The organism is Marinobacter subterrani, assembly GCF_001045555.1.
GTDB lineage: Bacteria > Pseudomonadota > Gammaproteobacteria > Pseudomonadales > Oleiphilaceae > Marinobacter > Marinobacter subterrani.
On record NZ_LFBU01000002.1, the window covers coordinates 331,544 to 355,214 of the forward strand.

The following is a 23,671-nucleotide window of genomic DNA, read 5'->3' on the forward strand; positions in this document are numbered from 1 at the left end:
GCAGCGGCCATGTCGACCTTTGATGGATCTCATTGACCGCTTTGCCCGGTATTGCTAGCCTTGCCACACTTTTTTCAGGTGTCCGTCGCAAAGCGCGACGGGTGAAACGGGAAATCGGTGAGTCTGGCCCCCAGCCAGTACAAGTCCGATGCTGCCCCCGCAACGGTAAGCAGGATAACGGCAATCTGATGCGCCACTGTGTCGCCAAGACATGGGAAGGTGATTGCCCGGGAACCTTGGTTCCGCCTGCCAGCCCGGAGACCGGCCTGGAAAAACACCCGAAGTTGCGGTGGGCGACCTGGGTGGGTGTAATCCGGTTCCGCGTTCCTGCCACCTGATGCCCACCTGCCCTTTCTGTCCGTTCCGTAGCATAAAACCTGACCCCCGTGCGGGCGAGCGCGGATTGCGGAGCGAAAAAGAATGCCTTTGAAACCCTCCTTACCTGTTGTAGTGGCGGCAACGTCAGTTTTGATCCTGCCTGGTCTGGCGTTCGGCCAGAGTGATACGAATGAGGAAGCCCTTGATCCGATTGTTGTCACGGCGACCCTGGGGCCGAAAACCGTGGGGGAAAGTCTTTCATCGGTAACCGTCATTGAACAAGATGACATCCGGCGTCAGCAGCCGGCCGAATTCACGGACCTGTTGCATGCCCAGCCAGGTGTCAACGTGGTGTCCGATGGCAGTTACGGTAAAACCACCAGTGTCTTCCTGCGCGGTGCGGGCAGTTCCGGCACTGTTCTGCTGTTGGACGGTATCCGCCTGCGCTCCGCCACTGCCGGCATCCCGCCCTGGCAGTTTCTGCCGCCGGAGCTGATGGAACGGGTGGAACTGGTGCGCGGCGCGAAAAGCTCGCTGTACGGGGCCGATGCGGTGGGCGGTGTCATCCAGGTTTTCTCCCTTGAGCCGGAGGCGGGCCGCCAGGGCTGGACCGAACTGTCGGGCGGCTCCCACGAGACACTGGAAACCACGGCAGGTGTGGCCGGGCGGGAAGGGCGCAACGCCTTTCTGGTCGGCGGTGTCTATTCCGATACCGAGGGCACCAACCTGCGCGCCGGGGGCGAAGACAAGGGGTTCCGCAACGCCGGCGGCCTGGCCAAAGTCAGTCACCAGTTTGATCAGGGGGGCGGCGCCGGCGTTACAGTGTTCCAGTCCGAAGGCAATACCGAGTTTGAGGGTGGCGACACCGACTTCCAGATCCGTGCCATGGGGCTTTATCTGGAAGCCGTGGCCAGTGACTACTGGCGCACCCGCATCCAGTTCTCCGAATCCCGGGACGAACAGGAGACGTTCGGTTCCTACCCCAGTGTGTTCAATACGCTGCATCGGTCGGCCCGCTGGGAAAACACCCTGACTGCGGGGGTCCATGAATTTGTGATCGGCTCGGAAGTCATGGTGGACGAGGTGGCGGGCACCAGCGAATTCACCGAAGACAGCCGGACCAACACGGCGGTCTTTGGCCAGGCCCGACTCAATTTCGGTGCCACGGATCTTATGGCCAGTGCCCGCCTCGACGACAACGAAGCCTACGGCAAGGAAGAAACCGGCGGTATCGCCCTGGGGCACGAGCTCGACCGGGTCCACCGTGTGCGGGTGAGTTACGCCACCTCGTTCCGGGCACCTACCTTCAACGACCTGTACCTGACCGTGCCCTACTACACCGGCAACCCGAACCTCGAGCCGGAAGAGGGTAAAATGATGGAGGCCGGAATAACCGGTCGCTACGACACCTGGTTCTGGGATGTCGCGGTTTATCAGAACGACGTTGAAGACCTGATCACCTACGTGTCTGACCCGGTCACGTTCGAGGGCACAGTCGAGAACGTCCAATCCGCCCGTATTCGTGGCATAGAGTTGTCCTCCGGTTTTAAAACCACTAACTGGGACCTGAACGCGGCGCTGACCTGGGCCGACAGTGAGAACCTCGATTCCGGCGCACGCCTGCCCCGGCGGGCGGAAAAGAACCTTCGCCTGGATGTTGATCGTCTGTTTGACAAATGGTCGGTGGGCGCCAGCTTTATCGCCGAAAGTGATCGGTATAACGATGCCGCCAACAACAGCCTGTTACCTGGCTACGGTACGGTTGATATAAGGGCGGCCTGGAATTTCCTGCCGGGCTGGTCGGCCAGCTTCAAGGTGGATAATGTGCTGGATCGCCGCTATGCCACCAGTCTGGGCAACGACAGCGTGACTTTCGAACCCTTTGACTATCTGGCTGCGGGTCGGACCTATATGGCCTCGGTGCGTTATGATTTTCGACAGTAGGCTCAGTTTCTGGCCGGTGACGTAATCCCATGATCCAACGCAGGCTTGTTCTGATATTGGTGCTGTTCGCCCTGATGCCCGCAGCGGCATTGGCAGATCCGCCCTGCGTGAAGGACGCCCTGAGTCGTGAGATGTGTCTTCAGGCACCGGCGAAGCGGATTGTTTCTCTCTCCCCCGGTGCCACCGAACTGCTCTTCTCGGCCGGCGCCGGAGACAGTGTGGTGGCTGTCAGTGCCTGGAGTGATTTTCCAGCCGAAGCGGCGGCGTTGCCACAGGTGGGCGATAGCAACCGGCTGGATCTGGAGGCGATCGTTTCGCTGGCACCGGATCTGGTGGTGGCCTGGGTGGATGGCAACTCCCGCAGCCAGCTGGAACGGGTCGCGGCGCTTGGTATCCCGGTATTCTGGCTGGCCCCGCGCACGTTCGCGGATATTGCCCGGGCGGTTGAGGATCTTGCACAGCTAACGGGGCATTCCACTGTGGGGCAGGCACGAGCGGAATCTTTCCGCCAGGAAATCGCCAGCCTGGAGGCCGAGTATGCCAGTGCGCAGCAGCTCCGGGTGTTCTATCAGATCTGGGACCAGCCACTGATGACCGTGAACCGGGAGGAGCTGATCAGCAAGGCCATCGAGCTGTGTGGCGGCGTCAACGTATTCGGCCAGTTGCCGAGGCTGGTGCCCCGGATCAGCCGGGAAGCGGTGCTGGCTGCCAATCCGGGGGTAATTGTTACCGCCGGAGAAGCGCGCAATAACCAGTGGTTGGAGGGCTGGCAGCAGTTCCCTGGCCTTACCGCAGTGTCGGCCGGTAACCTGTTCCTGGAACCGCCGGATCTGCTGGCCCGGCCCACGCTGCGTATCGTGAAAGGCGCCAGACATCTATGCCAGACCCTGGAGCAGGCCCGTGCCAATCTCTAACCCCGCTGCAATCTCCAGCCCCTTGAAGCCCATGCTGATCCTGGTGCTGGCGAGCCTGGTGGCTGGCTTGTTGTCGGTCAGCATCGGCAGTAGCGGTGCCGGGATCAACGACACCCTGAGGGTGCTGGCCGGCAGCGGCACTGACCTTCAGCAAGCGGTGATCCTCGAACTGAGGCTGCCACGCACCTTGAGCGCCTTCGCCACCGGCGGCCTGCTGGCAGTGGCGGGTGCGCTGATGCAGGTGCTGCTGCGTAACCCGCTTGCAGACCCCTATGTCCTTGGTTTATCCGGCGGCGCGGCGGTTGGCGCCTTGTTGGCCATGCTGGCCGGCGTTGCCGGTTTTCTGGTATCCGGTTCCGCCTTTGCCGGCGCCATGCTGGCGACTCTGCTGGTGTTTGGCCTTGCCCATGGCAGTGGAAGCTGGACCCCCTCCCGCCTGCTACTCACCGGGGTAGTGGTGGCCGCTGGCTGGGGAGCAGTGATCACGCTTATCCTTTCGATGACTCCGGCCCGCCGGCTCCCGGGCATGTTGTACTGGCTGATGGGAGACCTGTCCCATGCCGGCTCACCCTGGCCCGGGCTGATCATTCTGGCCCTGGTCTGCCTGTTGGTATTCCCCCTGGGGCGGGTTTTGAATGTGCTGGCCCGGGGCTCCCTGCAGGCCGCGGCGTTGGGCGTCTCGGTGCGCCCCCTGGAGTGGCTGATCTACCTGATCGCCAGCCTGCTTACGGCGACCGCAGTGACCATGGCCGGCGCTGTCGGCTTTGTCGGCCTGGTGGTGCCGCACATGCTGCGGCTGGTGTTGGGCAATGATCAGCGGCTGATTCTGCCCGCCTGTGCGCTGGCAGGCGGAACCCTGCTGGTACTGGCCGATACGCTGGCCCGGGTAGTGATTGCGCCGGAACAGCTACCGGTGGGTGTGATCACCGCGCTGATCGGCGTACCTGTGTTCCTGTATCTGCTTTACCGGAGTCAATAATGGCCATACTGACTGCCGAAGAGCTGATTATCGACATTCCCGGGCGTGACGCCGGCGTGCCACTGAGCCTGTCCCTGCAGCCGGGCCAGGTTTGGGGCGTTCTCGGCCCCAACGGCGTGGGCAAGACCACACTGCTGCATACGCTGGCCGGCCTTCGCGAGCCTTGCAGTGGCCAGCTTCTGCTGGACGGAAATCCGTTGGCGAAAATCCGCCGCAAGCTCGTCTCGCAACAGATGGGCCTGGTGTTCCAGGACCGGCAGGATGGTTTCCCGGCAACCGTGCTGGAAACTGCCCTGATCGGGCGCCACCCCTGGTTGTCACCCTGGCAGATGGAAACGGCTGAAGACCTGGTGATTGCCGAGCGGGCACTGGTAGTACTTGATGTGATGCACCTGAGGGACCGGCTGGTTAACACGCTGTCCGGAGGCGAGCGGCAGAGGGTGGCCATTGCCACACTGATGACTCAGGCACCGGGCATCTGGCTACTGGATGAACCCACCAACCATCTCGACCTGCAACACCAGACCTCCGTGATGAAACTGCTGCGCAGCCAGGCCGCATCCGGCCAGGCGGTATTCATGTGCCTGCACGACCTGAACCTGGCCGCCCGCTGGTGTGACCAGATCCTGCTGATGTTCCCCGACGGCCAGGCCTGCTGGGGCCCCGCCCGGGACATGCTGGTTACCCCGGCGCTTGAGAGACTGTTCGGCCAGCGCCTGCTTTCTACCGAGCTTGATGGGTTTCCCGTCTTTGTGCCTGGTTAGCCAGGAAGCCATTTTCAAACATCCAGCGGGCTGCTGATGCCTCGCTGGTGAGTTCCGATGACATGGGTATAAATCTGTGTTGTAGAGATATCATTGTGGCCCAGCAACTCCTGAGTACTGCGGATGTCGGTGCCGACGAACTCCTGAGCGCGGATCAACAGACAGCCGCTGTGCTGGAAATACATACTGCCAGGCCGGACTACGTGCCGCAGGCACTGGGGCAAAATTTCCGCCGTGCTCCAATTTTGCCCGTGCTGCGGGCGTTAGCAGCTACAGCGTCCTTCCAGACCTTGTGAGTTGAGTAAAAATGGAATAATTTATACTCATGGATGAATTTGAATTCGACGAAGCCAAAAGCCAGGCCAATCTGGATAAGCACGGTATCGATTTCGTTGCTGCCCAAATGTTGTGGAAAGATCCATACCTGCTGGAGATCCGGGCGAAATCCGAGGATGAGCAGAGGTTTTTGCTGATAGGCAAGATTGGTGAAAAGCACTGGTCGGCTGTCGTCACATACAGGGATGCTCGTATTCGTCTGATTTCAGTCAGGCGTTCCCGCAAGAAGGAGGTTGAGCTCTATGAAAGCTAAAGACTTCGACAAGAAATTTGAGGAAGGTCAGGAGGATATTGTCGATGACCTGGACATGTCCTCTGCTCGCCGCGTTAATCAGGAACAAAAGCGAATCAACGTTGATTTCCCGGCTTGGGTTGTGGAGTCGCTGGATCGCGAGGCTGCGCGCATTGGCGTTACCCGCCAATCGATCATCAAGGTGTGGCTGGTGGAGCGTCTTCAGGCAGAATCTGCTAACAAGCCGCTCAAGGGTGACGCCGCAGGCGGCGCACATTAGCGGAGCGTGTGCCGGGCAGGGCACGTGACCGCTCCCGCCCTCTGGGTATCCCGACGGTGCTGGATCGCTTCATCCAGCAGGCGATTGCCCAGGTTATCCAGGAAGCGGGGTGTCTCGGTCCGATTGGCCTGGAACACCGCCAAATCGGCCCACGGCCCGTGGCGGCTGAGTCATTCACCGGCACTGCAGCACGCCTTACCGGCCCCGTTGTTCCGGAGCTATGGACTGCCGGAATTGGCAGTACGGTAAAGGGTTGAATCAAGTCACTGATCCGGCCTTGACGCATGTACGGCAATGTTATTCATCGAAACTTCAACGTTCACCAAGCTATTGCCGAACTACCTCACGGATGAGGAATGCCGTGGGCTTCAAACCTACCGTTTGCAGAAACCGGATGCCGGGGATCTGATCAAAGGCTCGGGTGGCGCTCGTAAAGTTCGATGGGCACCAGCGGGTTCGGGAAAGACCGGTGGTATCAGAGCCATTTACTACTGGAAGAAATCTGACCACGAGATATGGATGCTCACGCTGTACAGTAAATCAGAGCGCGCCAGCATTCCTGGCCATACGCTCAAGCAGATAGCGGAGGCAATCAAAAATGGGTGACAGGAACCTAGGGGCAGAGATTCTTGACGGTATCAATGAAATCAAGCAGTTCAAGAAGGGCAAATTGGCTCTACGAACGCATGAGCTGTCAGAGCCCTCACCGCCCAAAGAGATCAGGCTGAAACTGCACATGTCGCAGTCAGCGTTTGCTGGTCTTATGGGCGTGAGTGTGCGAACCCTTCAGGATTGGGAACAGGGTCGGCGCGAGCCGCAGGGGCCTGCGGTTGCGCTTCTGCGCATTGCTGAGCAACACCCGGAAGTTTTCAATCAGCTTCACCAGAGCACGGCGTATCGATTAGGCTGGATAAGAATCATGTAGGGCGTGAAAATTTCGTATGGTGCCTGTTTGTAGAAAGGCAAGCGACGGAAGATGATTTAGAGGAGAACCATCATCTTGACGAGATTGGTGAGACGATTTGGACTACGGTTGTTGAGGTTGGGTTCTGCCCGTATTGCGGGCAAGAGCTTGCCGTCGCTCCAGGCAGTAACGATCCAGCTGATTTCGGTCGCTTCGCCCACATCGACTGCTCAGCCTGGACGAGCCGACGGTGCTGACCCCAATAAAACAATGCAATTCACGCGACAAGGGCGTGATTGCGGGCGTTAGCATGATGCCAATAGGCACACACTCTGCTAGACTCGTCTGATGAAGCAAATTAACTGGAATGCTGAAAAGAACCAGCAGTTGATGAGCGAGCGCGGAGCTTCCTTCGAAGACGTCCTGTTTGCTCTTCAGTCTGGTGGTTTACTTGATGATGGACCTCACCCCAACAGGGAAAAGTATCCGAATCAGCGTCTGTTTGTGGTACGGATTGATGATTACGCCTGGCTGGTACCGTACGTCGAGAATGATAAAGAAATCTTTCTCAAGACGATTATTCCCAGCCGCAAGGCCACCAAGAAATTTCTAGGGGGATAGCATGGCCAAGACCAAATTAGATCCTGAAGAGCAAGAGTTGCTTGAGGCATACGAGTCGGGGGAATTCGAATCGGATCTGGATGCCGATCGTCGGGAGTACCTCACTAAGGCAGCGGAAGAAACGTTCAAGAAAGACAGGCGAATCAACATCCGTATCTCCAGCCGGGATCTGGAGGCGCTGCAGCGTCGGGCTTTGGAAGAGGGGCTGCCGTACCAGTCTCTGGTTTCGAGTGTTCTGCACAAGTATGTCTCGGGCGGGCTCAAGGATATCTCTGCTAACAAGTCAGGCCAGCGGACGCGCTAACGCGCGCCGCTGCCTTCTGCGTGTGCCGGGCATGGCACAGAACTGGGGAGCGGAGCGCCGCCCGGAAGTAAGCCCAATCCAAAGCGGCGGGGCGACGAACAGGAACCCGATATGAGGTGTGGTACATCCGGGGCGGGCGGGCACGTGACCGCTCCCGCCCTCTGGGTATCCCGACGGTGCTGATTCGCTTCATCCAACAGGCGATTGCCCAGGTTATCCAGCAGAATTGGGAACACCGCCAAATCGGCCCACGGCCCGTGGCGGCTGAGTCATTCGCCGGCACTGCGGCGCGCCTTACCGGCCCCGTTGTTCCGGAGCTATGGACTGCCGGAATTGGCAGTACGGTAAAGGGTTGAATCAAGTCACTGAATCGCCGTGGTACGTGATCCGTATGCCCGGTGATGTGGGAGGAGGGGCATCGTGAGGTGCCTCCCTATCCCGATTAGGCACCAAATACCAAACGAATGAAACTCGGCGCCGTTGCGCAAGTCCCAAACTGGGACTAAACTAGGCTTATGCGTATTATTGCTCTGTCCACGTTGAAGACGTTCTGGTCAAGTTCGCCAGCTTACTCGGATTCCGTCGAGCCGGGGTTGGCTTGGTACCGGGAGCCGCTGAAGGCTGACTGGGCCAGCCCAAATGAGGTGAAGGCACAATTCTCGAACGCGAGTATTCTGAAGGATGGTCGCGTGGTCTTTAACATTGCCGGCAACAAGTACCGGTTGGTGGTCTGGATCAATTATGCCTATCGCGTCGTGTACATTCGATTCATAGGAACACACAAGCAATACGACGCGATTGATGCACATACAATATGAGGTGCTCTATGGACATTCGTCCCATCAAAACCGAAGCTGACTATCAGACAACGATGAAAGAGATTGAAGGTCTTATGTCAGCTGAAACCGGGTCAGCCGAGGGAGATCGACTGGATATTCTCGTAACCTTGGTCGAGGCCTATGAGCGGAATCATTATCCCATCGACTTCCCGGATCCGGTTGAGGCTATCAAATTTCGAATGGAGCAGCAGGGTCTCACCGTAGACGACCTCGTCCCGGTCATTGGCCGGAAGAACCGAGTGTACGAGATATTGGCTCGAAAGCGTCCTCTGACGCTTCGGATGATTGAGGGGCTTCATGAGGCATTCTCGATTCCAGCGGAAAGCTTGATTAAACACAATTCAAACCATGGCAACCATGCTGCATAACTCTGGAGAGTCAGTGCCTAACCAGGCCACGCACCGGATGCCAAACCCTCCACTTCGCTGCGGTTCTGTCACTGGTGATGGCGGGCGTTAGGGCGCCGCCTATTGGTGATAGGCCGGCTCATCACTGTGGCTGAATGTTTCAGACTGGTTGTGACGACGCTGCTACGGTCACGAGCTTTTCACATTACTTTGGAAGACGCATGCCTGATCTAACTTACCTGCGACCATTCGATCCCGAGCGTTTCAAGGTTCGCGGTCACCAACCGACGATGAAAGCGGTGGTGACCACTGGCAACGGCGGTTATGAGAAGCTCGACTACTGCGATGTCCCAATTCCTGTGCCGGGGCCGGGCGAGGTTTTGCTAAGGGTCTTAGCGGCCGGGGTCAATAACACGGAAATCAATACACGGCTTGGCTGGTATTCCTCATCGGTTCAAGGTGGCACTGAGCAATTATCTGAAAGGAACGATGAGCCAGAGATTGAGGACGGTGGCTGGAACGAATCAACACCGTTTCCATTGATTCAGGGGACAGACTGTTGTGGTGAAGTCGTTGCCTGGGGGCAGGGTACGAAAGGGCCGGATATTGGGAAGCGGGTTCTTGTCAGGGCCTGTATGCGTCTTAACGGGTTTGATTCTCTGGATAATCTCTGGATGGCATCGGATTTTGACGGAGCATTCGCTCAGTACGTGACCGTACCGGCCAGCGAGGTATTTGAAATCCAAAGCGACTGGAGCGATGTGGAACTCGCGACAATCCCCTGTGCTTATGGAACGGCTGAAAACATGTTGCATCGAGCAGGCGTTAACAGCGCTGACCGTGTGCTGGTTACCGGGGCGTCGGGCGGAGTCGGATCAGCGGTTGTCCAACTGGCCAAGCGCCGTGGTGCCTATGTTATCGCCGTAGCCGGCGAAAGTAAGCTGGATTCGGTCAGGGGCCTGGGGACCGACCAGGAGATTGCCCGGGGCCTGGACCTGTCGACTGAAATCGAGAACTCCTCAGTGGATGTTGTTATCGACAATGTCGCCGGTAAGCAGGTCGGCAAGCTGTTGAAGCTGATGGCTCGTGGTGGCCGGTATGCGTCGTCTGGCGCAATTGCCGGGCCTATCACCACCATCGATATGCGCGATTTTTATCTCAAGGACTTGACGCTGATTGGTTGCACAGCCTGGGACGAACCGATCTTTCCAAACCTCATCGGCTACATTGAAAAGGATGAGATACGTCCTCTGGTTGCAAAAACGTTCGCGCTGAAAGACATAGCGACTGCCCAACAGGAATTTCTCAAGAAGACGCATTTTGGAAACTTTGTACTGGTGCCGCCACTGTGAAAGCTTCTCCAAGAAGAAAGGGACATTGCTTTCGAGGATGTGGTTTTGCACATCTCGATTGGGGGCATCCTGGATACGCCCGATTGGATGGCAACTTCACCTTATGCCAAGGCCACGAAGTGATCAGCCGGCCTTCTTTGATGAAGCCCACCTGCTTTTTGACGATGCGCCGTCGTTAATCTCCGGTCACCGTGAGGTAGCACGGCTATACAGTCTGATCACGCCAACAAACTGCACGTGCAGCTTAACCAGGGCTGTTGCCGGGCTCGCAATTAATCCATGCAACAAAATTTTGCTGTTTCAGGCATTATGGTTCCTGGAGGTTGGCAAACTGGCCAACACTCAATCTGGAGAGCGCCATGAGCAAGAAACCTGAAAAAGCCACAATTACTACCGCCACGATCGAGGAGCAGACGGCTGCTTTTTTGAAGGCGGGTGGAGCCATTGAGTATGTCGGCAAGGGTAAAAGTGGGCAAATTGCCCCCGCAGGATCGAAACAGATAAGCCTGAAAGCCCGCTGATGGGTTCGGCACCTGGTGCCGAACCTCATCCACTCACGCCATGCGCTTCAAGGTCCGGTCTCCGAGCATGTACTGGTGCGCCAGTGCGGCGGCGACGTGCACGCCGATAGCCAGCCAGAGTACGTTTGCCAGGATTTCATGTAACTCCCCAATATTTTCTTCCAGCCATTCCACTTCCGGGCCGGCGGCAAAGACCGTCCATCCGAAGAACGATACCCGGTCTCCGTCGCCCAGTGCTGTCGCCAGCCCTGACAGGGGCATCAGGATCATCAGTGCATACAGAACAAGATGCCCCAGCTTGGCCATGGTGGCCCAGCGCTCAGGCGGTGCAAGACGCGACCAGTTGAGCCATCGCCACACGCCACGGAAAACCACCAGCCCGAATAACGCCAGCCCTACGCTCTGGTGCCAGGCCATCAGAGTGGCTTCGGAGAGGGTGTCCTCCAGGGCCTCGAACCACACCTCGCTGCCCAGCATGGCTAGCAGGAAAACTGCCATAACCCAGTGCAGGGAGCGGGAAACGCTACCGTAGCGACCTTCGGCGTCCATAAGTGTCATTGTCAATCTCCTTCAGAATCTCGGCGGCAGCCCTTTCCGGGCGCTCACTCAGGTGGTGTGGTGTCAGTACTGTTGAGTACCCCGAACCGGCGCGGCGTACTGGTCAAACTCCTGCTCCCGGATCAGGTTGCCCTCGGCATCCCGCAACTGCACCAGATAGCTGCCGTCTTTCGTTTCGTTGACAGAAACCTTCACCCCCGGACCAAGCCGGCGCAGGGCCTGGCCATAAGCCATGATTCGCATTTCATCGGTGCTGTACTGCTTGAGATCCGCGTTCATCTGCATGCCGTCACGGCGATGGTCGTAACGGTTGTTGTCACGGTCATCGTCATCGGCAGAGGCCCAAACGGGCACTGAACTGAGCAGAGCGGCGGCGGACAGGGCGGCAAACCTGGTGGTTTTTTTCATGACAGAACTCCTTGTTGAACGAAACCCATGATCAGAGGTCATTGCTGGTTGCGACCTATTTCATCAGGCAAACGTCGCACAATTGTCTCGGTTAGCGGCCAAATTTGTCGCAAATTGTCTCAAGCGTCTGAATAGGGATGATTTCTGACAACCACGTGCCCAAGTGGCCCGGCGAGTCCCCTATAATTGGGGCAGGAATGGCACAGACGGAGTGATGAGTGAGCACCCTTCCCATGATACTGGTGGTCGACGACCATCGAGAGATTCGCGACCTGGTCGGCCGCTATCTTCAGGGACACGGATTGCGCGTGCTCCTGGCCGATGGCGGCAATACCATGAAACGCCAGCTGAAAGACCACCCGGTAGACCTGGTGGTGCTGGATATCATGATGCCGGGAGACGATGGCCTGACGCTGTGCCGTTATCTGCGGGAACACACCGAGCTGCCCGTTATTCTTCTGACCGCCATGAGCGAGGAGACCGACCGCATTGTCGGCCTGGAAATGGGCGCCGACGATTACCTGACCAAACCGTTCAACCCGAGGGAGCTGCTGGCCCGCATCAAGGCGGTACTGCGCCGAACCGTCGCGCTACCGCCCCGGCGCAGCCCGATGGCGGGGCAATGCCTGTCTTTCGAGGGTTGGGCCCTGAACGTCGACCGTCATCAACTGGTTGATCCGGAGGGCGTCGAGGTGTCCCTGAGTACCGCCGAATACAGGCTGCTACTGGCATTTCTGGAGCACGCCGGCCGGGTGCTGTCGCGGGACCAGCTTATGGACCTGACCCTGGGCCGGGAAGCAGACGCCTTCGACCGCAGTATCGATAACCATGTCAGCCGGCTGCGCCGGAAAATCGATCCGGACGCCCGCAACCCCAGGCTGATCAAGACCATCTGGGGAGGCGGGTACCAATGGATTGCCAGCGTGGGAGGCACGGCGCAATGAGGTTGTGGCCCCGGCGTGCCGGAGGACAGCTGGCCCTGTTGCTGGTCCTGGTGCTGCTGGTGGCACAGATCATCACCATTGCGATTCTGGCCGGAGAGCGCCAGGGGGCCCTGCGCAGTGCCAGCCTTGAACATGTGCTGCAACGGGTCATGGATGCCTATACCCTGCTCGACACCACAGACCCGGAGCGGCAGGAGCGGATATTACGGGCGCTTTCAAGCCCCTCGCTCCAGCTTTCCATCGACCCCGTCTCTCTCCTGGCCAGCGACCGGTCGCCAAGGATGACGGAGCCGCTGGCCCGGGAGTTGGGCCTGCCGCTGGAGCAGGTGCGAACCGCCATGAAAGCCGGAGAAGAGGAAGAGTGTTTGCCGTGGCCTGCCGCAAACCTTAATACCGATGGTGAGCGCACGAAACACGACGAAGACGACGAGCATCAGGAAGAGGAGCGCCGGGAACACAGCCACGACAGCGCGGAGCAATGGCAGGAGTGCCCGCCCATCCTCAGCGTCTCCCTGGCATTGCCCTCCGGGCAGTGGGTCAATGCCCTTGCCCGGCCGCCTGCGCCGTCCTGGCTCTGGCTCAAGGCAACCCTAACCAGCGTTGGTATTACCGCGATATTGCTGGTGCTTACGCTGCTGTTGGCGATTCGCCATATTATGCGGCCGGTTAAGGAACTGAGTTTTGCGGCCCACGCCTTCGGGCGTGGAGAAAAGATCGTGATACCGGAGCGTGGCCCAGAAGATATTCGCGAGGTAACCCGTGCCTTCAACCAGATGCAGCAACAGGTTGGCCGGGCGCAGGAAGACCGGGGGCGACTGCTGGCTGCCCTTGCCCACGATCTGCGCACCCCCATTACTTCCATGCGGCTGCGGGTAGAAATGCTGCCGGGCGGTGACGACCGGGACCGCCTGCTTGAGAGTCTGAAGGAGATGCAGCACCTGGCCGAGGCCACTCTTGATTTCATCCGCGGCAGCACCACCGAGCCACACCGGCGTTACGATCTGGCGACCCTGTTGGACAGCCTGTGCGGTGACCTGCAGGACATGGGGCTGGCGGTGGCGTGTGAGGACAGCCCGAGGTGCGTGCTCCAGGGCCAGCCGGAGGCGGTCAAACGGGCGCTGCGAAACCTGATTGAGAACGCCGTGAATTACGGCCAGCGGGCCGAGGTGAAGCTGGACGCCGGAGTGAATGAGGCGGTCATCACCATCACCGACCAGGGGCCGGGTATTCCGGCAGCCGAGCGCGACCGGGTGTTCGAACCCTTTTACCGCCTGGAGCAATCCCGCAACCGGGATACCGGCGGCGCGGGTCTTGGTCTGGCCATCGCGCGTACCCTGATTCGGGGCATGGGGGGAGAGATCCGGCTGGAGGCCGGTCCGGAAGGCCGGGGTTTGCAGGTGTCGGTAACGCTGCCCAAACTGCCGGCCTCAGACTGATCGCGGCCGCCGGGCCGCGGCGAATGTTAGCCCGCCACCACCCCGAAGAGCGCGCCAACCCCCGCGGTCAGCGCCATGGCCAGGGCCCCCCAGAAGGTCACCCGCCCAGCGCCGGAGAGCACCGGTGCACCGCCGGCCCTGGCTGAAAGGCCACCGAGCAGCGCAAGGAACACAAGCGAACTGCCCGAAACCGTCCACATGACCAGGGCAATCGGAAACAGCACAACGGTCAGCAACGGTAACGCGGCGCCCACGGCGAAGGTGCCGGCCGAGGCAAAGGCCGCCTGTACCGGGCGTGCCGCCAGGGCTTCGGAAATGCCCAGTTCGTCTCGCGCATGGGCTCCTAGCGCATCGTGCTCCATCAGGCGAGTGGCAACGGTGGAGGCCAGTTCCGCATCCAGCCCGCGTTCGACGTAGATCGCCGTCAGTTCGGCGTGCTCAAACACCGGGTTGTCTTCCAGTTCCTGGCTTTCCCGGCGTAAATCGGCCCGCTCGGTATCGGCCTGGGAGCTGACGGAGACATACTCTCCGGCTGCCATCGACATGGCACCGGCAACCAGCCCTGCCACTCCCGCCACCAGGATACTCTCGGTGCTGGCCCCGGTAGCGGCAACCCCGAGAACCAGGCTCGCGGTAGAAACAATGCCGTCATTGGCACCGAGTACGGCGGCCCGAAGCCAGCCTGTTCGGTGGGTTTTATGGTGTTCCGTGTGTTTCATGGCAGCTTCCCTTCGTTCACTGGTTCTGTAATGGTCTCAGGCCGGGCGCAATTGAGACGAAGACTGGGCGGGAAGCCAGATGCTGACGCACAGCCCCGGCTGGCCATCCTTTCGGTCGGCGAGTGTTAACTGGCCGCCGTGCAGCTCGGCAATGCGTCGGGCGATGGCAAGCCCGAGCCCGGCGCCGGCCCCTTGGCGCTGGTCAAGGCGGGTGAAGCGGCTCAAGGCCCGTTCCCGGTCTTCCGGGGGGATGCCCGGGCCCTGGTCACAGATGTTGACGGTGAAGCCGCCCGCTTCTTCATACATGGTGGTCGCTATCCGGGTACCCGGCGCGCTGTACTGGATGGCGTTGGCCAGCAGGGAGCGCATCATGGTGTTGATCAGCGCGCTGTGACAACGAACCATGGCGAGCACGCACTGGTTATCCAGTTCTGGTTCGATCTGTTTTTTCAGGGCCAGTGGGGCGACATCGGCAATACTCTGTTCCACCAGCTCCGCCAGGTTCCGCGGCTCAGGGCGGAAATCGACGCCGGCATCGACCCGGTTTAACAGCAGTAGTTGCTCGACCAGGTGCACCATGCGGTCCACAGCGGCGGTTAGGTTTTCGAATTCGCCGGGATGGAGTTCAGCCTGCCGCTCCAGGTTCAAGCGCAGGGCGGTCAGCGGAGTCCGAAGTTCGTGCGCGGCATCGGCCGAGAACCGTCGCTCCCGCTCCAGTGCCTGGTGCAGTCGGCGCAGCAGGCCGTTCACTGCATGAACCAGCCCGGCGACCTCCCGGGGTGCCTGGCGATCATCCAGCGGGTGGATATTCTCAGGCGCCATGTTGCGAACCGGCTTTTCCAGTTTGCGCAGCGGCCGAAAACCCAACTGGATGGAACCCACCACGGCAAGCGCCAGCAGGGGAAGCGCAATCAGAAAGGGCAACACATTGCCCAGCGCGATTTCCTGGCTGAGTTCTTCCCGGACATCCTCCCGCTGGGCAGCTCTTATCCAGAAGCCGGTCAGCGGATCTTTCAGAGTGAAGGTACGCCACCGATAACCGGTTACTTCCTGCCACGCAAAGCCCGGCTCAAGCCCCCCGGTTTCGCTGGCTCGGAGGGTGTCCAGTATGGGCTGGTTGTCAGGGGACCACACCTCGAAGGCCAGCTTGCGCTCATACTTGTGGCCCGCGCCGCCAGGGAGAATCTCGTCTTCTTCTTCATCACCCCGGTAGGCGCTCTCGGGTATCTGAAGCGTTCGGGAGAGCGTTCTGGATAGCTGCTCGATCGACTGGGTTCCGGACAGGTGCTGGATCAGACCCTGGACGATTCGTGTGCTCTGGGCCAGTTCGGCATCAAACAGTTCTTCCATCTGATGGCCGCTGACGTAATACCCCCAGCCGGCCGCAATCACAGTGATGAAGAAGACGGTGCTGGTGACCAGAAGGGTGAGCTTGCGTGTCAGGCTCATTCCGGCGGCGCTCCCTGGCCCGCTGCCTCACTGTCCAGAAGGTAACCCACGCCTCGGAGGGTGCGGATGGCGGTCTTGCCAATCCGCCGCCGCAGATGATGAATATGCACCTCCAAAGCGTTGCTTTCGGCGCCCGGCTCCCAGCCATACAGCTGTTCCTCGAGGCGGCGGCGGGTAGCCACCTGGTCGGGGTGTTGCATCAGATAATGCAGGATCTGGAACTCGCTCCGGGGCAGGGCAATGCTGGTGCCATCAATGGTCAGGTGCCCCGTTTCCTGGTTGAGAGTGAGGCGACCAACCGTGAGCCCTGTTGAGGAGCTCTCCGCCCGACCTCGGCGGGTGACCGCCCGGATTCGTGCCTTCAGCTCCGCCATGGCGAACGGCTTGGTCAGGTAGTCGTCGGCCCCGGCATCCAGCCCCTGCAGCTTCTCATCCAGATCGGCCCGTGCGGTGAGGATGATCATCGGCGTCTGGTTGCCTTTTTGCCGGGTGCGACGGACGATATCGAGGCCGTCGACTCTCGGCAGGGTCAGATCCAGGATGGCCAGATCAAAGTGTTCTTCTGCGAGGGCATTCAGCGCTTGCTGGCCATCGTCCAACCAGTCCACGGTATTCTGGCCCTCCCGCAGCATGTCCAGCATGGTTCGGGCCAGCAGGTGGTCGTCTTCTACCAGGAGTATGCGCATCGAACGGAATCCGTCTCTGGATAGTTATTCAGTGGCAAGCGCAAAGGATCTCAGCCACTTTGCCGCTCTTTCTGCATGGTATCCGATCCCGCCGTGCGGGAGGCTTCGTCAGTCAGCCGGAACACAGTATAGCGCTTGCTGGCATCGATGGCTTGGCCCCGGGCTTGCAGCTTTCGGATGATCTCCTTGTTACTGGTGTTTACCGCAAGCAGCACCGGCTGGCCCTCCGACCCCTGGGCCAGGCGACGGTCGAGCGCCTCCTGTGAGATGGAGCGAACATCGCCATGGCTGTAAAAGCGGGCCGAAAAGGGCGCTTCTCCCAGATAGAACAGGTTTTCACGAGTAACGCCGGGTAGCGCGTCCAGCCGGGCGATCAGCTCCCGCTCGGTCTTGAGCTGGCCCGGGTTGAAGGCGTACCAGGTGCCGGCGGTTGCACCCACGACCGGAATGAACAGCGCCACGGCCAGGGCGTATTTGGGCAGGATTCGCCCTCCGGTGCCGGTCATCAGGCCGGCGGCCAGCACTGCCAGGAACGGCAGGCCCGGCAGGACGTAGGTCCACAGGATGTTGCCGGACAAGGTGAAGAACACTGCCGGGCTCAGGGTTGCGGCCAGAACCAGGCCCAGAACGCCAGGGCGCTGCGGTTGCCATTTTTCATCAGCCTGGATGCCACGCCAGCGGTTCAGCCCCCAGTCACCCAGCGCGATCAGGCCCCAGGGGAAGCTGGCCAGCACCAGATAGAGCCAGATGGTGCCGCGGGTGAAGTCGTGGGCATTGCCGTACAGGTCGCCCTGCCAGTCACTGATCAGGAAGCGTTTGAGGTGCTCCCCCACGATGAAGTAATCAAGGAAACCGGGTGTTTTCAGTTCCGCCAGGATGTACCAGGGCAGAACCAGGACGAGCATAACCAGGGTACCGCGAACCCAGGGCAGGCAGCGCCAGAGTGTCTGCCATTGCCGGGTCAGGGCAACCCAGATGAACACGGGCAGGCCGGTCAGTACCAGAGTCAGCGGGCCTTTCGCCAATAGCCCGATGGCAAGCCCGATAAAGAAAGCCCAGCCCCAGAGTATCGAGCCCCCCTGCAAGCGGATCACCAGGCTGGCGATCACCAGCGTGGTGGCCAGGGCCAGAAAAGAATCGGTCATTACGGTGCCGGCGCTGATGAACCCCAGAGCCGTGGTGCTGTAGATGATCGCCGCCCAGAGGGCGCAGACACGGGCGCCCTCGGTGTCGGGTCTGGCGTGCAGTGACCTGGTGGTCGCGTAGACCAGGTAAACGATGCCGGCATTGGCCAGCCAGGAAGGCAGCCGACCGGCGAACTCGGTAACGCCGAACAGATTGAAAGACAACGCCTGGGTCCAGAAGGACAGGGGTGGTTTGCCCCAGAACGGAACGCCGTAATCGAACCAGGGGGTAATCCAGTCGCCGGTTTCGGCCATGATCCGGGCGATTTCCGCATACCGTGGTTCGGTGGTATCCGCAAACGGAAGCATGGCGGTGAGTCCCAGCCGGATTGCCAGTACCGAGCACAGCAGCCACAGCAGCGTATTAATGGTTCTTGTCATTGCCGGCTACCCGCAAGGTCGGTTGATATTCCTGAATATGCTCGTCGCTGTCCTCCGCGAGGATGAAGACGGGTCTTTGTTTGGTTTCCATGTAGATCCGGCCCACGTATTCACCAAGCAGCCCCACGCACAACAACTGCACGCCGGAGAGGAAGGTGATCATGGCGATCATCGAGGCATAGCCGGGGGTGGACACACCCATCAACAGTGCCTTCAGCACTTCCCAGGTGCCGAACAGGCCGCCGGCGCCCGCGGCCAGCAGGCCGAGGATCAGGGCTATCCGCAACGGGCGGGTGGAGAACGAGGTAATACCCTCCATGGCCAGATGCGCCAGTTTCAGATAGTTCCATTTGGTTTTGCCGGCCAGCCGGGGGTCGCGGTCGAACTCCAGGGTGACGGTCGGCATGCCAACCCAGGCAAACATGCCCTTGAGGTAGCGATTGCGTTCCGGAAGCTGGTTCAGGGCGTCCACGGTGCGCCGGCTCATCAGCCGGAAATCACCGGTGTCCACCGGGATGGGGGCATCACTGATGTGGTTGATCAACCGGTAGAACAGCGAGGCTGTCGCTCGCTTGAGCCAGCTTTCGCCGGCCCGGGTACGACGCTTCATGAGCACCACATCGGCCCCGTTGCGCCATTGCGCCACCATATCGGGGATCAGCTCCGGCGGGTCCTGCAGGTCGGCGTCCATCAGTATCACGGCATCGCCTTTGGCATGGGTCAGGCCGGCGCTCACCGCGGCTTCCTTGCCAAAGTTCCGGGACAGCTGCAGTACCCGGATATCCGGGTAGCGTCGGCGCGCCTGCAGCAGCAACGCGACCGAGTTGTCGCGACTGCCGTCGTCGACGAACAGCAGCTCGGTAGCGGTTCCGAGCTGGCGGCAGACGAGCACCAGCCGGTTCAACAGCGTGGCGATCACGTCGGCCTCATTGTGAACCGGTATGACGATGCTGAGCAGTGGGTCAGTGGGTGTCATTGGTTTGTTCCTCTTGGAATACAAACTTTTCGGCCAGGAGATAGTTGGCGAGCGTTGCCGCGGCGGTTGCCGCAGCCTGTGAAGCCATGGCCATGCCGGTGGCGGTATAGATGGCGGAAAAAGCAATCAGATTCAGGCTCCAGCCCAGCGCGGCGGAGGTCAGGTAACGTGGAAAAGCGACACGATGAGCGAGGCCCGACCGGAAGGTATAGCGGTGCTGGGCCAGATAATTCACTGCCAGCCCGACAGAGGCGCCGGTCGCAGTGGCAACTATGGCATCTGTGCCGGCCTGGATGAGCGCAAACATCACCAGCCAGTGCACCAGTGTTGCAACGCCTCCTCCGGTCAGAAACCGGAGCAGTCTCGTCCATCGGTTGACCTGGCTTGTGGCTGATCTCATACAACACGTCTTTTGAGGTCGGTTATCCGGAAACTGTTAGGGCACTCTGGACAGGCACTCTACGCGGGCATTCTTAAGCGAGCCTTAACCGGAAAGCGGGTAAAACCTTAAGGCCGGCTTAAGAAATCTCCGGGCGGGGCTTAAGACTCAATTAAGCGTTGCTGTCTAGTCTGGCAGTTATCACCAAAGGGCGTCGCACCCGAATGCTGCGGCCCGACTGCTGTTGGAGAGAACGTTGATGAATGACCCGCTGACGATGTCCACCTGTTGTCCGCCCGATGCGGCGGGGGTGGTTCCGGTCTTCCGGTGTGCCGGTCGATGGTTCAGCCATATTGCGTCGCAGACGGCCATGGCCGATACCGTGGCGGGCTTTATTCGCCGGCGGTTTCTTCAGGCCTATGGCGCCGATCCGGCCTTGCGGATTCCCCAACTGCTGGCGCTGACGACCGCCCAGGGCTCCTTGCTGGCGGCCGTCGGGGTGAGGAATGCCGGCCAGGAGAAGCTGTTTCTGGAGGATTATCTGGCGGTCCCGGTGGAAACCGTGATGCCGGTTCCCGGCGTTGAGCGTCTCAGGATTGCCGAGATTGCGCACCTGGCTGGCGTGGAAGCCGGAGTCAGCCGGTATCTGTTTGCGTCCCTGTCGGTCTGGTTGGACGGGGCTGGTTACGACTGGGTGGTGTGCACCGGAACCGACCAGTTACGGAACAGTTTCCATCGTCTGGGAATTGCCACGCAGGTGCTCGCCGAAGCAGACCCGGCAAGGCTTCCCGATGCGGGTGCTGGCTGGGGCCGGTACTACGATCATCATCCGGTGGTGATGGCGATCCGGGTGGCAGACGGGCTCTCCGCCCTTCGTGAGGCGGGAATACTGGGACTGATCCGGCCGGTCGCTTCGCTGGCCGATGGCGGAGCCGCAATCCAGGAGGATACTTATGGCCGCCTTGCCTGAACTGCTGGCCTGTGAGGCGCAGGCTCATCCTTCCCGCATTGCGCTTCAGGGGCCCGATTCGGCCTTCAGTTATGGCCAGATGATGCAGGCCGCCGAAGCGCTGGCCGAGCAGTTGCGGCTGCTGGGCGTCAAACGCGCCGGCCTGTGTGGCGACAACTCCCTGGCCTGGATCCTGGCGGACCTTGCCTGCCTGATGACGGGAGTGGTTTGCGTTCCGGTGCCGGTTTTCTTTTCCAGCTCCCAGACCTCGCATCTGATCGAGCGGGCAAGTCTCGACTGCCTGCTGTCTGGGGAGCAGGGCACCGGCAGCGAGCATCTCGGCCATGGGGTCTGGCTCCGGCATCTGCCGGTGACCGGCGCCGGGGCCTGGATGCCGGAAGCCACCAGCAAGATTACTTTCACGTCCGGCAGTACCGGTACGCCGAAGGGTGTGTGCTTGTCCTCGGCGCAGATGACAGCAACCACGCTGGCCCTGAAAGAGCGGCTCGACGGAGTGGCGCTGCAAAGGCACCTGTGCATCCTGCCACTGGCAACGTTGCTGGAAAACATTGCCGGGGTTTACCTGCCCCTGCTGATGGGCGCCACCGTGATTGTGGCGCCTTTGCAGAGCCTGGGGATGACCGGCAGCAGTGGTCTGGATCTGGGCAGCCTGGTGTCTGGCATCAACCAGCACCGGCCGCATTCACTGATTCTGGTACCCGAGCTGGCCATGGCGCTGGTGGCGGCCGCCGAACAGCGGCAACTGGACAGCCGGCCGTTCCGGTTCCTCGCCGTTGGCGGTGGCCGGGTCTCGCCGGAGTTGCTGGCCCGTGGCCGGGCTGCCGGGCTGCCTCTGTTCGAGGGCTATGGGCTGTCCGAATGCAGCTCTGTGGTCGCACTCAACGTGCCTGGCGCGCAGTGTGAAGGATCCGTTGGCAAGCCGCTTTCCCACGTCGAGCTGATGGTGGATACGGACCGCCATATCATTGTTCGCGGCAACACCCACCTGGGCTATCTCGGCGATGAGCCGGAAGCCGATGACTGGCTGGATACCGGGGATCTGGGCGCAATGACGCCAGACGGATTCCTGCTGGTGAATGGCCGTGCCAAGAATGTCCTGATTACCAGTTTTGGCCGCAACATCAGCCCAGAGTGGCTGGAGAGCGAGCTGATCCAGGCCCTGGGCGCCCAGCAGGCCGTGGTGTTCGGGGACGGTGAGCCAAACCCGAGCGCACTGGTGGTTATCCGGGATGGTCGTTCACCGGAGCAGTTGCGTGGCGACCTGGCCGCGCTCAATGCCAGTCTGCCTGACTATGCCCGGCTCCAGGCGCTCTATATCCGTCGCGACCCCCTGACGCAGGCCGCCGGCCACCTGACCACAAACGGCAGGCCGGTGCGCCACAGAATCCAGTCCGACCTGCCCACCCTGCTGGCAGCGGCTTTTCCACTATTTTCATCAACCTTATCCGTGAACCAGTCAGGAGACTCTCACATGGCATTTTTCGACAGATTGCAGCAGGAAACCGCCGAAGCCCGGGCCCACGTAACCGGTGCGCCGGTTGTCAGCGCGATTGCCGAGGGGCGTTTCAGCCTTGAGGCCTATACCTGGTTTCTTACCCAGGCCTACCACCACGTCAAGCATACCGTACCACTGATGATGGCCTGTGGTGGCCGGTTGCCAGAGCGTATGGAGTTCGTACGCAAGGCGCTGGTTGAGTACATCGAAGAGGAGTATGGCCACCACGAGTGGATTCTCAACGATCTGGAGGCCTGCGGGGCCGACAAGGAACAGATTCGCAACGGCAAGCCGGACCTGTCGATCGAGCTTATGGTCTCCTACCTGTATGACCAGATTAACCGGTGCAATCCGGCGGCCTTCTTCGGGATGGTCCAGGTTCTGGAAGGCACCTCCATTGAGCTGGCGACACCGCTGGGCGAGCAGATCCAGAAGCTGCTGGGTCTCCCCAACCAGGCGTTCAGCTACCTGTATTCCCATGGCGCCCTGGACCAGGAACATTTCGAGTTCTTCCGCAACCTGATGAACGACATCACCGATCCGGACGACCAGCAGGCCATCATTGATGCCGCCCGCGTGGTCTATCGACTCTACGGCGACATGTTGCACAGCATACCGCTGCCGGCGGACCGCAAGGAGCAGGCACATGCGGCTGCATGATCGGGTGTTCCTGCTGCTGGGGGGCACCGGCGGTATCGGGAAGTCGTTGGTGGAGCCGCTGGTGCTCGCCGGCGCCAAGGTGATTGTCGCCTCACGGCATCCGGAAAAACTGGCCCATCGGCAAGGTGTCGCGTTGGTACCGCTGGATCTGGCAGCCGCCGATCTTGACCAGCAGTTGTTGCGCCTGAGCGAAGCCTATCCGGATATCGACGGTGTGATCCACTGCGCCGGCCAGAACCGTTTCGCCGGGCTTGCGGCCATGTCGGTCAGCGAACTGGATGCCCAGATTGCGGTCAACCTGCGCTCCGCCATGCTGGTGGCTCGGCATTTTGCGCCCCGGTTTGAGCGGGCCGGTTACGGCGCCCTGGTCTTTGTCGGCTCCACTTTTGGCAGCATTGGTTTTCCCGGCTATACCGCGTACTGCGCCACCAAGTTCGGTCTTCGGGGGTTCACTGAGGCCTTGCGCCGGGAGCTGGCGGACACGCCGGTTCAGGTCGTCTATGTGGCGCCCCGAGCGACGGCCACCGATATGAACCCGGAAGCGGTGAACGAACTGAATCGGGCCCTGGGTAACAGCGTTGATACGCCCGACTCGGTCGCCTCGCAGATTCTTGCGGCCATGAAGAATGATGACCGTCGCCGGTTCCTCGGCTGGCCGGAGAAACTGTTCGTGGTGATCAATGGCGTGCTCCCGCGCATCGTTGACAAGGCCATGCTCAAACAACTGCCGGTGATCCGGCGATTTCTCAAACCGGGAGTCACGTCATGAAA

General features: G+C 60.5%; 29 protein-coding genes and 1 riboswitch. Of the genes, 20 read left to right on the forward strand and 9 right to left on the reverse strand.

Going from position 1 to position 23,671, the window contains the following annotated elements:
- Window positions 1–59: 59 nt before the first annotated feature.
- Window positions 60–284, forward strand: a riboswitch (cobalamin riboswitch).
- 136 nt (window positions 285–420) lie between these two features.
- The 4 genes from msub_RS17360 to msub_RS17375 are packed head-to-tail and all read left to right on the forward strand — an operon-like array spanning window position 421 to window position 4,919.
- Entirely contained in the window at window positions 421–2,262 is a 1,842-nt protein-coding gene (locus msub_RS17360; RefSeq protein ID WP_048497402.1) for a TonB-dependent receptor plug domain-containing protein, read from the forward strand.
- Between the two features lie 29 nt (window positions 2,263–2,291).
- Window positions 2,292–3,176 (forward strand): cobalamin-binding protein, encoded by an 885-nt coding sequence (locus msub_RS17365; RefSeq protein ID WP_048497403.1) that lies wholly within the window; start codon window positions 2,292–2,294, stop codon window positions 3,174–3,176.
- 31 nt (window positions 3,177–3,207) lie between these two features.
- Entirely contained in the window at window positions 3,208–4,155 is a 948-nt protein-coding gene (locus msub_RS17370) for a FecCD family ABC transporter permease (RefSeq protein ID WP_048497404.1), read from the forward strand.
- Window positions 4,155–4,919, forward strand: coding sequence for an ABC transporter ATP-binding protein (locus tag msub_RS17375; RefSeq protein ID WP_048497405.1), 765 nt, complete (start codon window positions 4,155–4,157; stop codon window positions 4,917–4,919). Before msub_RS17370 ends, msub_RS17375 begins: the two co-directional genes overlap by 1 nt.
- A 14-nt stretch (window positions 4,920–4,933) precedes the next feature.
- Here the strand turns inward: msub_RS17375 and msub_RS22265 are convergent, their stop codons facing one another.
- Window positions 4,934–5,104, reverse strand: coding sequence for a tyrosine-type recombinase/integrase (locus tag msub_RS22265; RefSeq protein WP_082146578.1), 171 nt, complete (start codon window positions 5,102–5,104; stop codon window positions 4,934–4,936).
- A 140-nt stretch (window positions 5,105–5,244) separates the two neighbouring features.
- On the opposite strand from msub_RS22265, the gene msub_RS17380 reads away from it, so the two are divergent.
- The 11 genes from msub_RS17380 (at window position 5,245) to msub_RS21890 (ending at window position 10,655) form a co-directional block, all read left to right on the forward strand.
- Window positions 5,245–5,508 (forward strand): BrnT family toxin, encoded by a 264-nt coding sequence (locus tag msub_RS17380; RefSeq protein ID WP_048497406.1) that lies wholly within the window; start codon window positions 5,245–5,247, stop codon window positions 5,506–5,508.
- Window positions 5,498–5,767 (forward strand): type II toxin-antitoxin system BrnA family antitoxin, encoded by a 270-nt coding sequence (brnA, locus tag msub_RS17385; protein WP_048497407.1) that lies wholly within the window; start codon window positions 5,498–5,500, stop codon window positions 5,765–5,767. Before msub_RS17380 ends, brnA begins: the two co-directional genes overlap by 11 nt.
- 8 nt (window positions 5,768–5,775) lie before the next feature.
- Window positions 5,776–6,024 (forward strand): hypothetical protein, encoded by a 249-nt coding sequence (locus msub_RS17390; RefSeq protein ID WP_156182833.1) that lies wholly within the window; start codon window positions 5,776–5,778, stop codon window positions 6,022–6,024.
- 37 nt (window positions 6,025–6,061) lie between these two features.
- Window positions 6,062–6,373: a transcriptional regulator gene (locus tag msub_RS17395; RefSeq protein WP_048497409.1), complete on the forward strand. Its 312-nt coding sequence runs from the start codon at window positions 6,062–6,064 to the stop codon at window positions 6,371–6,373.
- Window positions 6,366–6,692, forward strand: a complete 327-nt coding sequence (locus tag msub_RS17400) for a helix-turn-helix domain-containing protein (protein WP_048497410.1) — start codon at window positions 6,366–6,368, stop codon at window positions 6,690–6,692. The genes msub_RS17395 and msub_RS17400 overlap by 8 nt, the downstream gene beginning before the upstream one ends.
- A gap of 327 nt (window positions 6,693–7,019) precedes the next feature.
- The gene (locus tag msub_RS17405; protein WP_048497411.1) at window positions 7,020–7,292 is read left to right on the forward strand and encodes a BrnT family toxin; all 273 of its coding nucleotides are present in this window, start codon (window positions 7,020–7,022) and stop codon (window positions 7,290–7,292) included.
- A 1-nt stretch (window position 7,293) separates the two neighbouring features.
- Window positions 7,294–7,596: a CopG family antitoxin gene (locus tag msub_RS17410; protein WP_048497412.1), complete on the forward strand. Its 303-nt coding sequence runs from the start codon at window positions 7,294–7,296 to the stop codon at window positions 7,594–7,596.
- Window positions 7,597–8,111: 515 nt separating this feature from the next.
- On the forward strand, window positions 8,112–8,414 hold the full coding sequence (locus msub_RS17420; protein WP_048497414.1) for a type II toxin-antitoxin system HigB family toxin: 303 nt from the start codon (window positions 8,112–8,114) through the stop codon (window positions 8,412–8,414).
- Between the two features lie 8 nt (window positions 8,415–8,422).
- Window positions 8,423–8,803 (forward strand): helix-turn-helix domain-containing protein, encoded by a 381-nt coding sequence (locus msub_RS17425; RefSeq protein WP_048497415.1) that lies wholly within the window; start codon window positions 8,423–8,425, stop codon window positions 8,801–8,803.
- A gap of 200 nt (window positions 8,804–9,003) precedes the next feature.
- The gene (locus msub_RS17430; RefSeq protein ID WP_048497416.1) at window positions 9,004–10,134 is read left to right on the forward strand and encodes an alcohol dehydrogenase family protein; all 1,131 of its coding nucleotides are present in this window, start codon (window positions 9,004–9,006) and stop codon (window positions 10,132–10,134) included.
- A gap of 359 nt (window positions 10,135–10,493) precedes the next feature.
- On the forward strand, window positions 10,494–10,655 hold the full coding sequence (locus msub_RS21890; RefSeq protein ID WP_197083901.1) for a hypothetical protein: 162 nt from the start codon (window positions 10,494–10,496) through the stop codon (window positions 10,653–10,655).
- A gap of 33 nt (window positions 10,656–10,688) precedes the next feature.
- Here msub_RS21890 and msub_RS17435 read toward each other — a convergent pair whose 3' ends face one another.
- Window positions 10,689–11,213, reverse strand: a complete 525-nt coding sequence (locus msub_RS17435; RefSeq protein WP_048497417.1) for a cytochrome b — start codon at window positions 11,211–11,213, stop codon at window positions 10,689–10,691.
- Window positions 11,214–11,276: 63 nt separating this feature from the next.
- On the reverse strand, window positions 11,277–11,621 hold the full coding sequence (locus msub_RS17440; RefSeq protein WP_048497418.1) for a hypothetical protein: 345 nt from the start codon (window positions 11,619–11,621) through the stop codon (window positions 11,277–11,279).
- Between the two features lie 218 nt (window positions 11,622–11,839).
- Between msub_RS17440 and msub_RS17445 the strand changes: the two genes are divergently transcribed.
- Both msub_RS17445 and msub_RS17450 read left to right on the forward strand, forming a co-directional pair.
- Window positions 11,840–12,565 (forward strand): response regulator, encoded by a 726-nt coding sequence (locus msub_RS17445; RefSeq protein ID WP_048497419.1) that lies wholly within the window; start codon window positions 11,840–11,842, stop codon window positions 12,563–12,565.
- A complete protein-coding gene (locus tag msub_RS17450; protein ID WP_048497420.1) occupies window positions 12,562–14,001 on the forward strand; it encodes a sensor histidine kinase in 1,440 nt (479 codons plus the stop codon). The genes msub_RS17445 and msub_RS17450 overlap by 4 nt, the downstream gene beginning before the upstream one ends.
- 26 nt (window positions 14,002–14,027) lie before the next feature.
- Here the strand turns inward: msub_RS17450 and msub_RS17455 are convergent, their stop codons facing one another.
- Genes msub_RS17455 through msub_RS17480 form a run of 6 tightly spaced genes read right to left on the reverse strand, consistent with a single transcriptional unit; the run spans window position 14,028 to window position 19,796 of the window.
- Window positions 14,028–14,720: a VIT1/CCC1 transporter family protein gene (locus msub_RS17455; protein WP_048497421.1), complete on the reverse strand. Its 693-nt coding sequence runs from the start codon at window positions 14,718–14,720 to the stop codon at window positions 14,028–14,030.
- Between the two features lie 36 nt (window positions 14,721–14,756).
- The gene (locus msub_RS17460) at window positions 14,757–16,169 is read right to left on the reverse strand and encodes an ATP-binding protein (protein ID WP_048497422.1); all 1,413 of its coding nucleotides are present in this window, start codon (window positions 16,167–16,169) and stop codon (window positions 14,757–14,759) included.
- The gene (locus msub_RS17465; RefSeq protein WP_048497423.1) at window positions 16,166–16,855 is read right to left on the reverse strand and encodes a response regulator transcription factor; all 690 of its coding nucleotides are present in this window, start codon (window positions 16,853–16,855) and stop codon (window positions 16,166–16,168) included. The genes msub_RS17460 and msub_RS17465 overlap by 4 nt, the downstream gene beginning before the upstream one ends.
- 50 nt (window positions 16,856–16,905) lie before the next feature.
- On the reverse strand, window positions 16,906–18,420 hold the full coding sequence (locus msub_RS17470; protein WP_048497424.1) for an ArnT family glycosyltransferase: 1,515 nt from the start codon (window positions 18,418–18,420) through the stop codon (window positions 16,906–16,908).
- Window positions 18,404–19,396 carry a glycosyltransferase family 2 protein gene (locus msub_RS17475; RefSeq protein WP_048497425.1) on the reverse strand — a complete coding sequence of 331 codons (993 nt, stop codon included), beginning with the start codon at window positions 19,394–19,396 and terminating at the stop codon, window positions 18,404–18,406. Before msub_RS17475 ends, msub_RS17470 begins: the two co-directional genes overlap by 17 nt.
- Window positions 19,383–19,796 carry a GtrA family protein gene (locus msub_RS17480; protein WP_048497426.1) on the reverse strand — a complete coding sequence of 138 codons (414 nt, stop codon included), beginning with the start codon at window positions 19,794–19,796 and terminating at the stop codon, window positions 19,383–19,385. The genes msub_RS17475 and msub_RS17480 overlap by 14 nt, the downstream gene beginning before the upstream one ends.
- A gap of 238 nt (window positions 19,797–20,034) precedes the next feature.
- Between msub_RS17480 and msub_RS17485 the strand changes: the two genes are divergently transcribed.
- From msub_RS17485 to msub_RS17495, 3 genes are read left to right on the forward strand one after another with little or no spacing between them, the layout of a single operon-like run.
- The gene (locus msub_RS17485; RefSeq protein ID WP_197083902.1) at window positions 20,035–20,745 is read left to right on the forward strand and encodes a thermostable hemolysin; all 711 of its coding nucleotides are present in this window, start codon (window positions 20,035–20,037) and stop codon (window positions 20,743–20,745) included.
- The gene (locus msub_RS17490; protein WP_048497427.1) at window positions 20,729–22,900 is read left to right on the forward strand and encodes an AMP-binding protein; all 2,172 of its coding nucleotides are present in this window, start codon (window positions 20,729–20,731) and stop codon (window positions 22,898–22,900) included. Before msub_RS17485 ends, msub_RS17490 begins: the two co-directional genes overlap by 17 nt.
- Window positions 22,887–23,669, forward strand: a complete 783-nt coding sequence (locus tag msub_RS17495) for an SDR family oxidoreductase (protein ID WP_048497428.1) — start codon at window positions 22,887–22,889, stop codon at window positions 23,667–23,669. Before msub_RS17490 ends, msub_RS17495 begins: the two co-directional genes overlap by 14 nt.
- The last annotated feature ends 2 nt before the right edge of the window (window positions 23,670–23,671 follow it).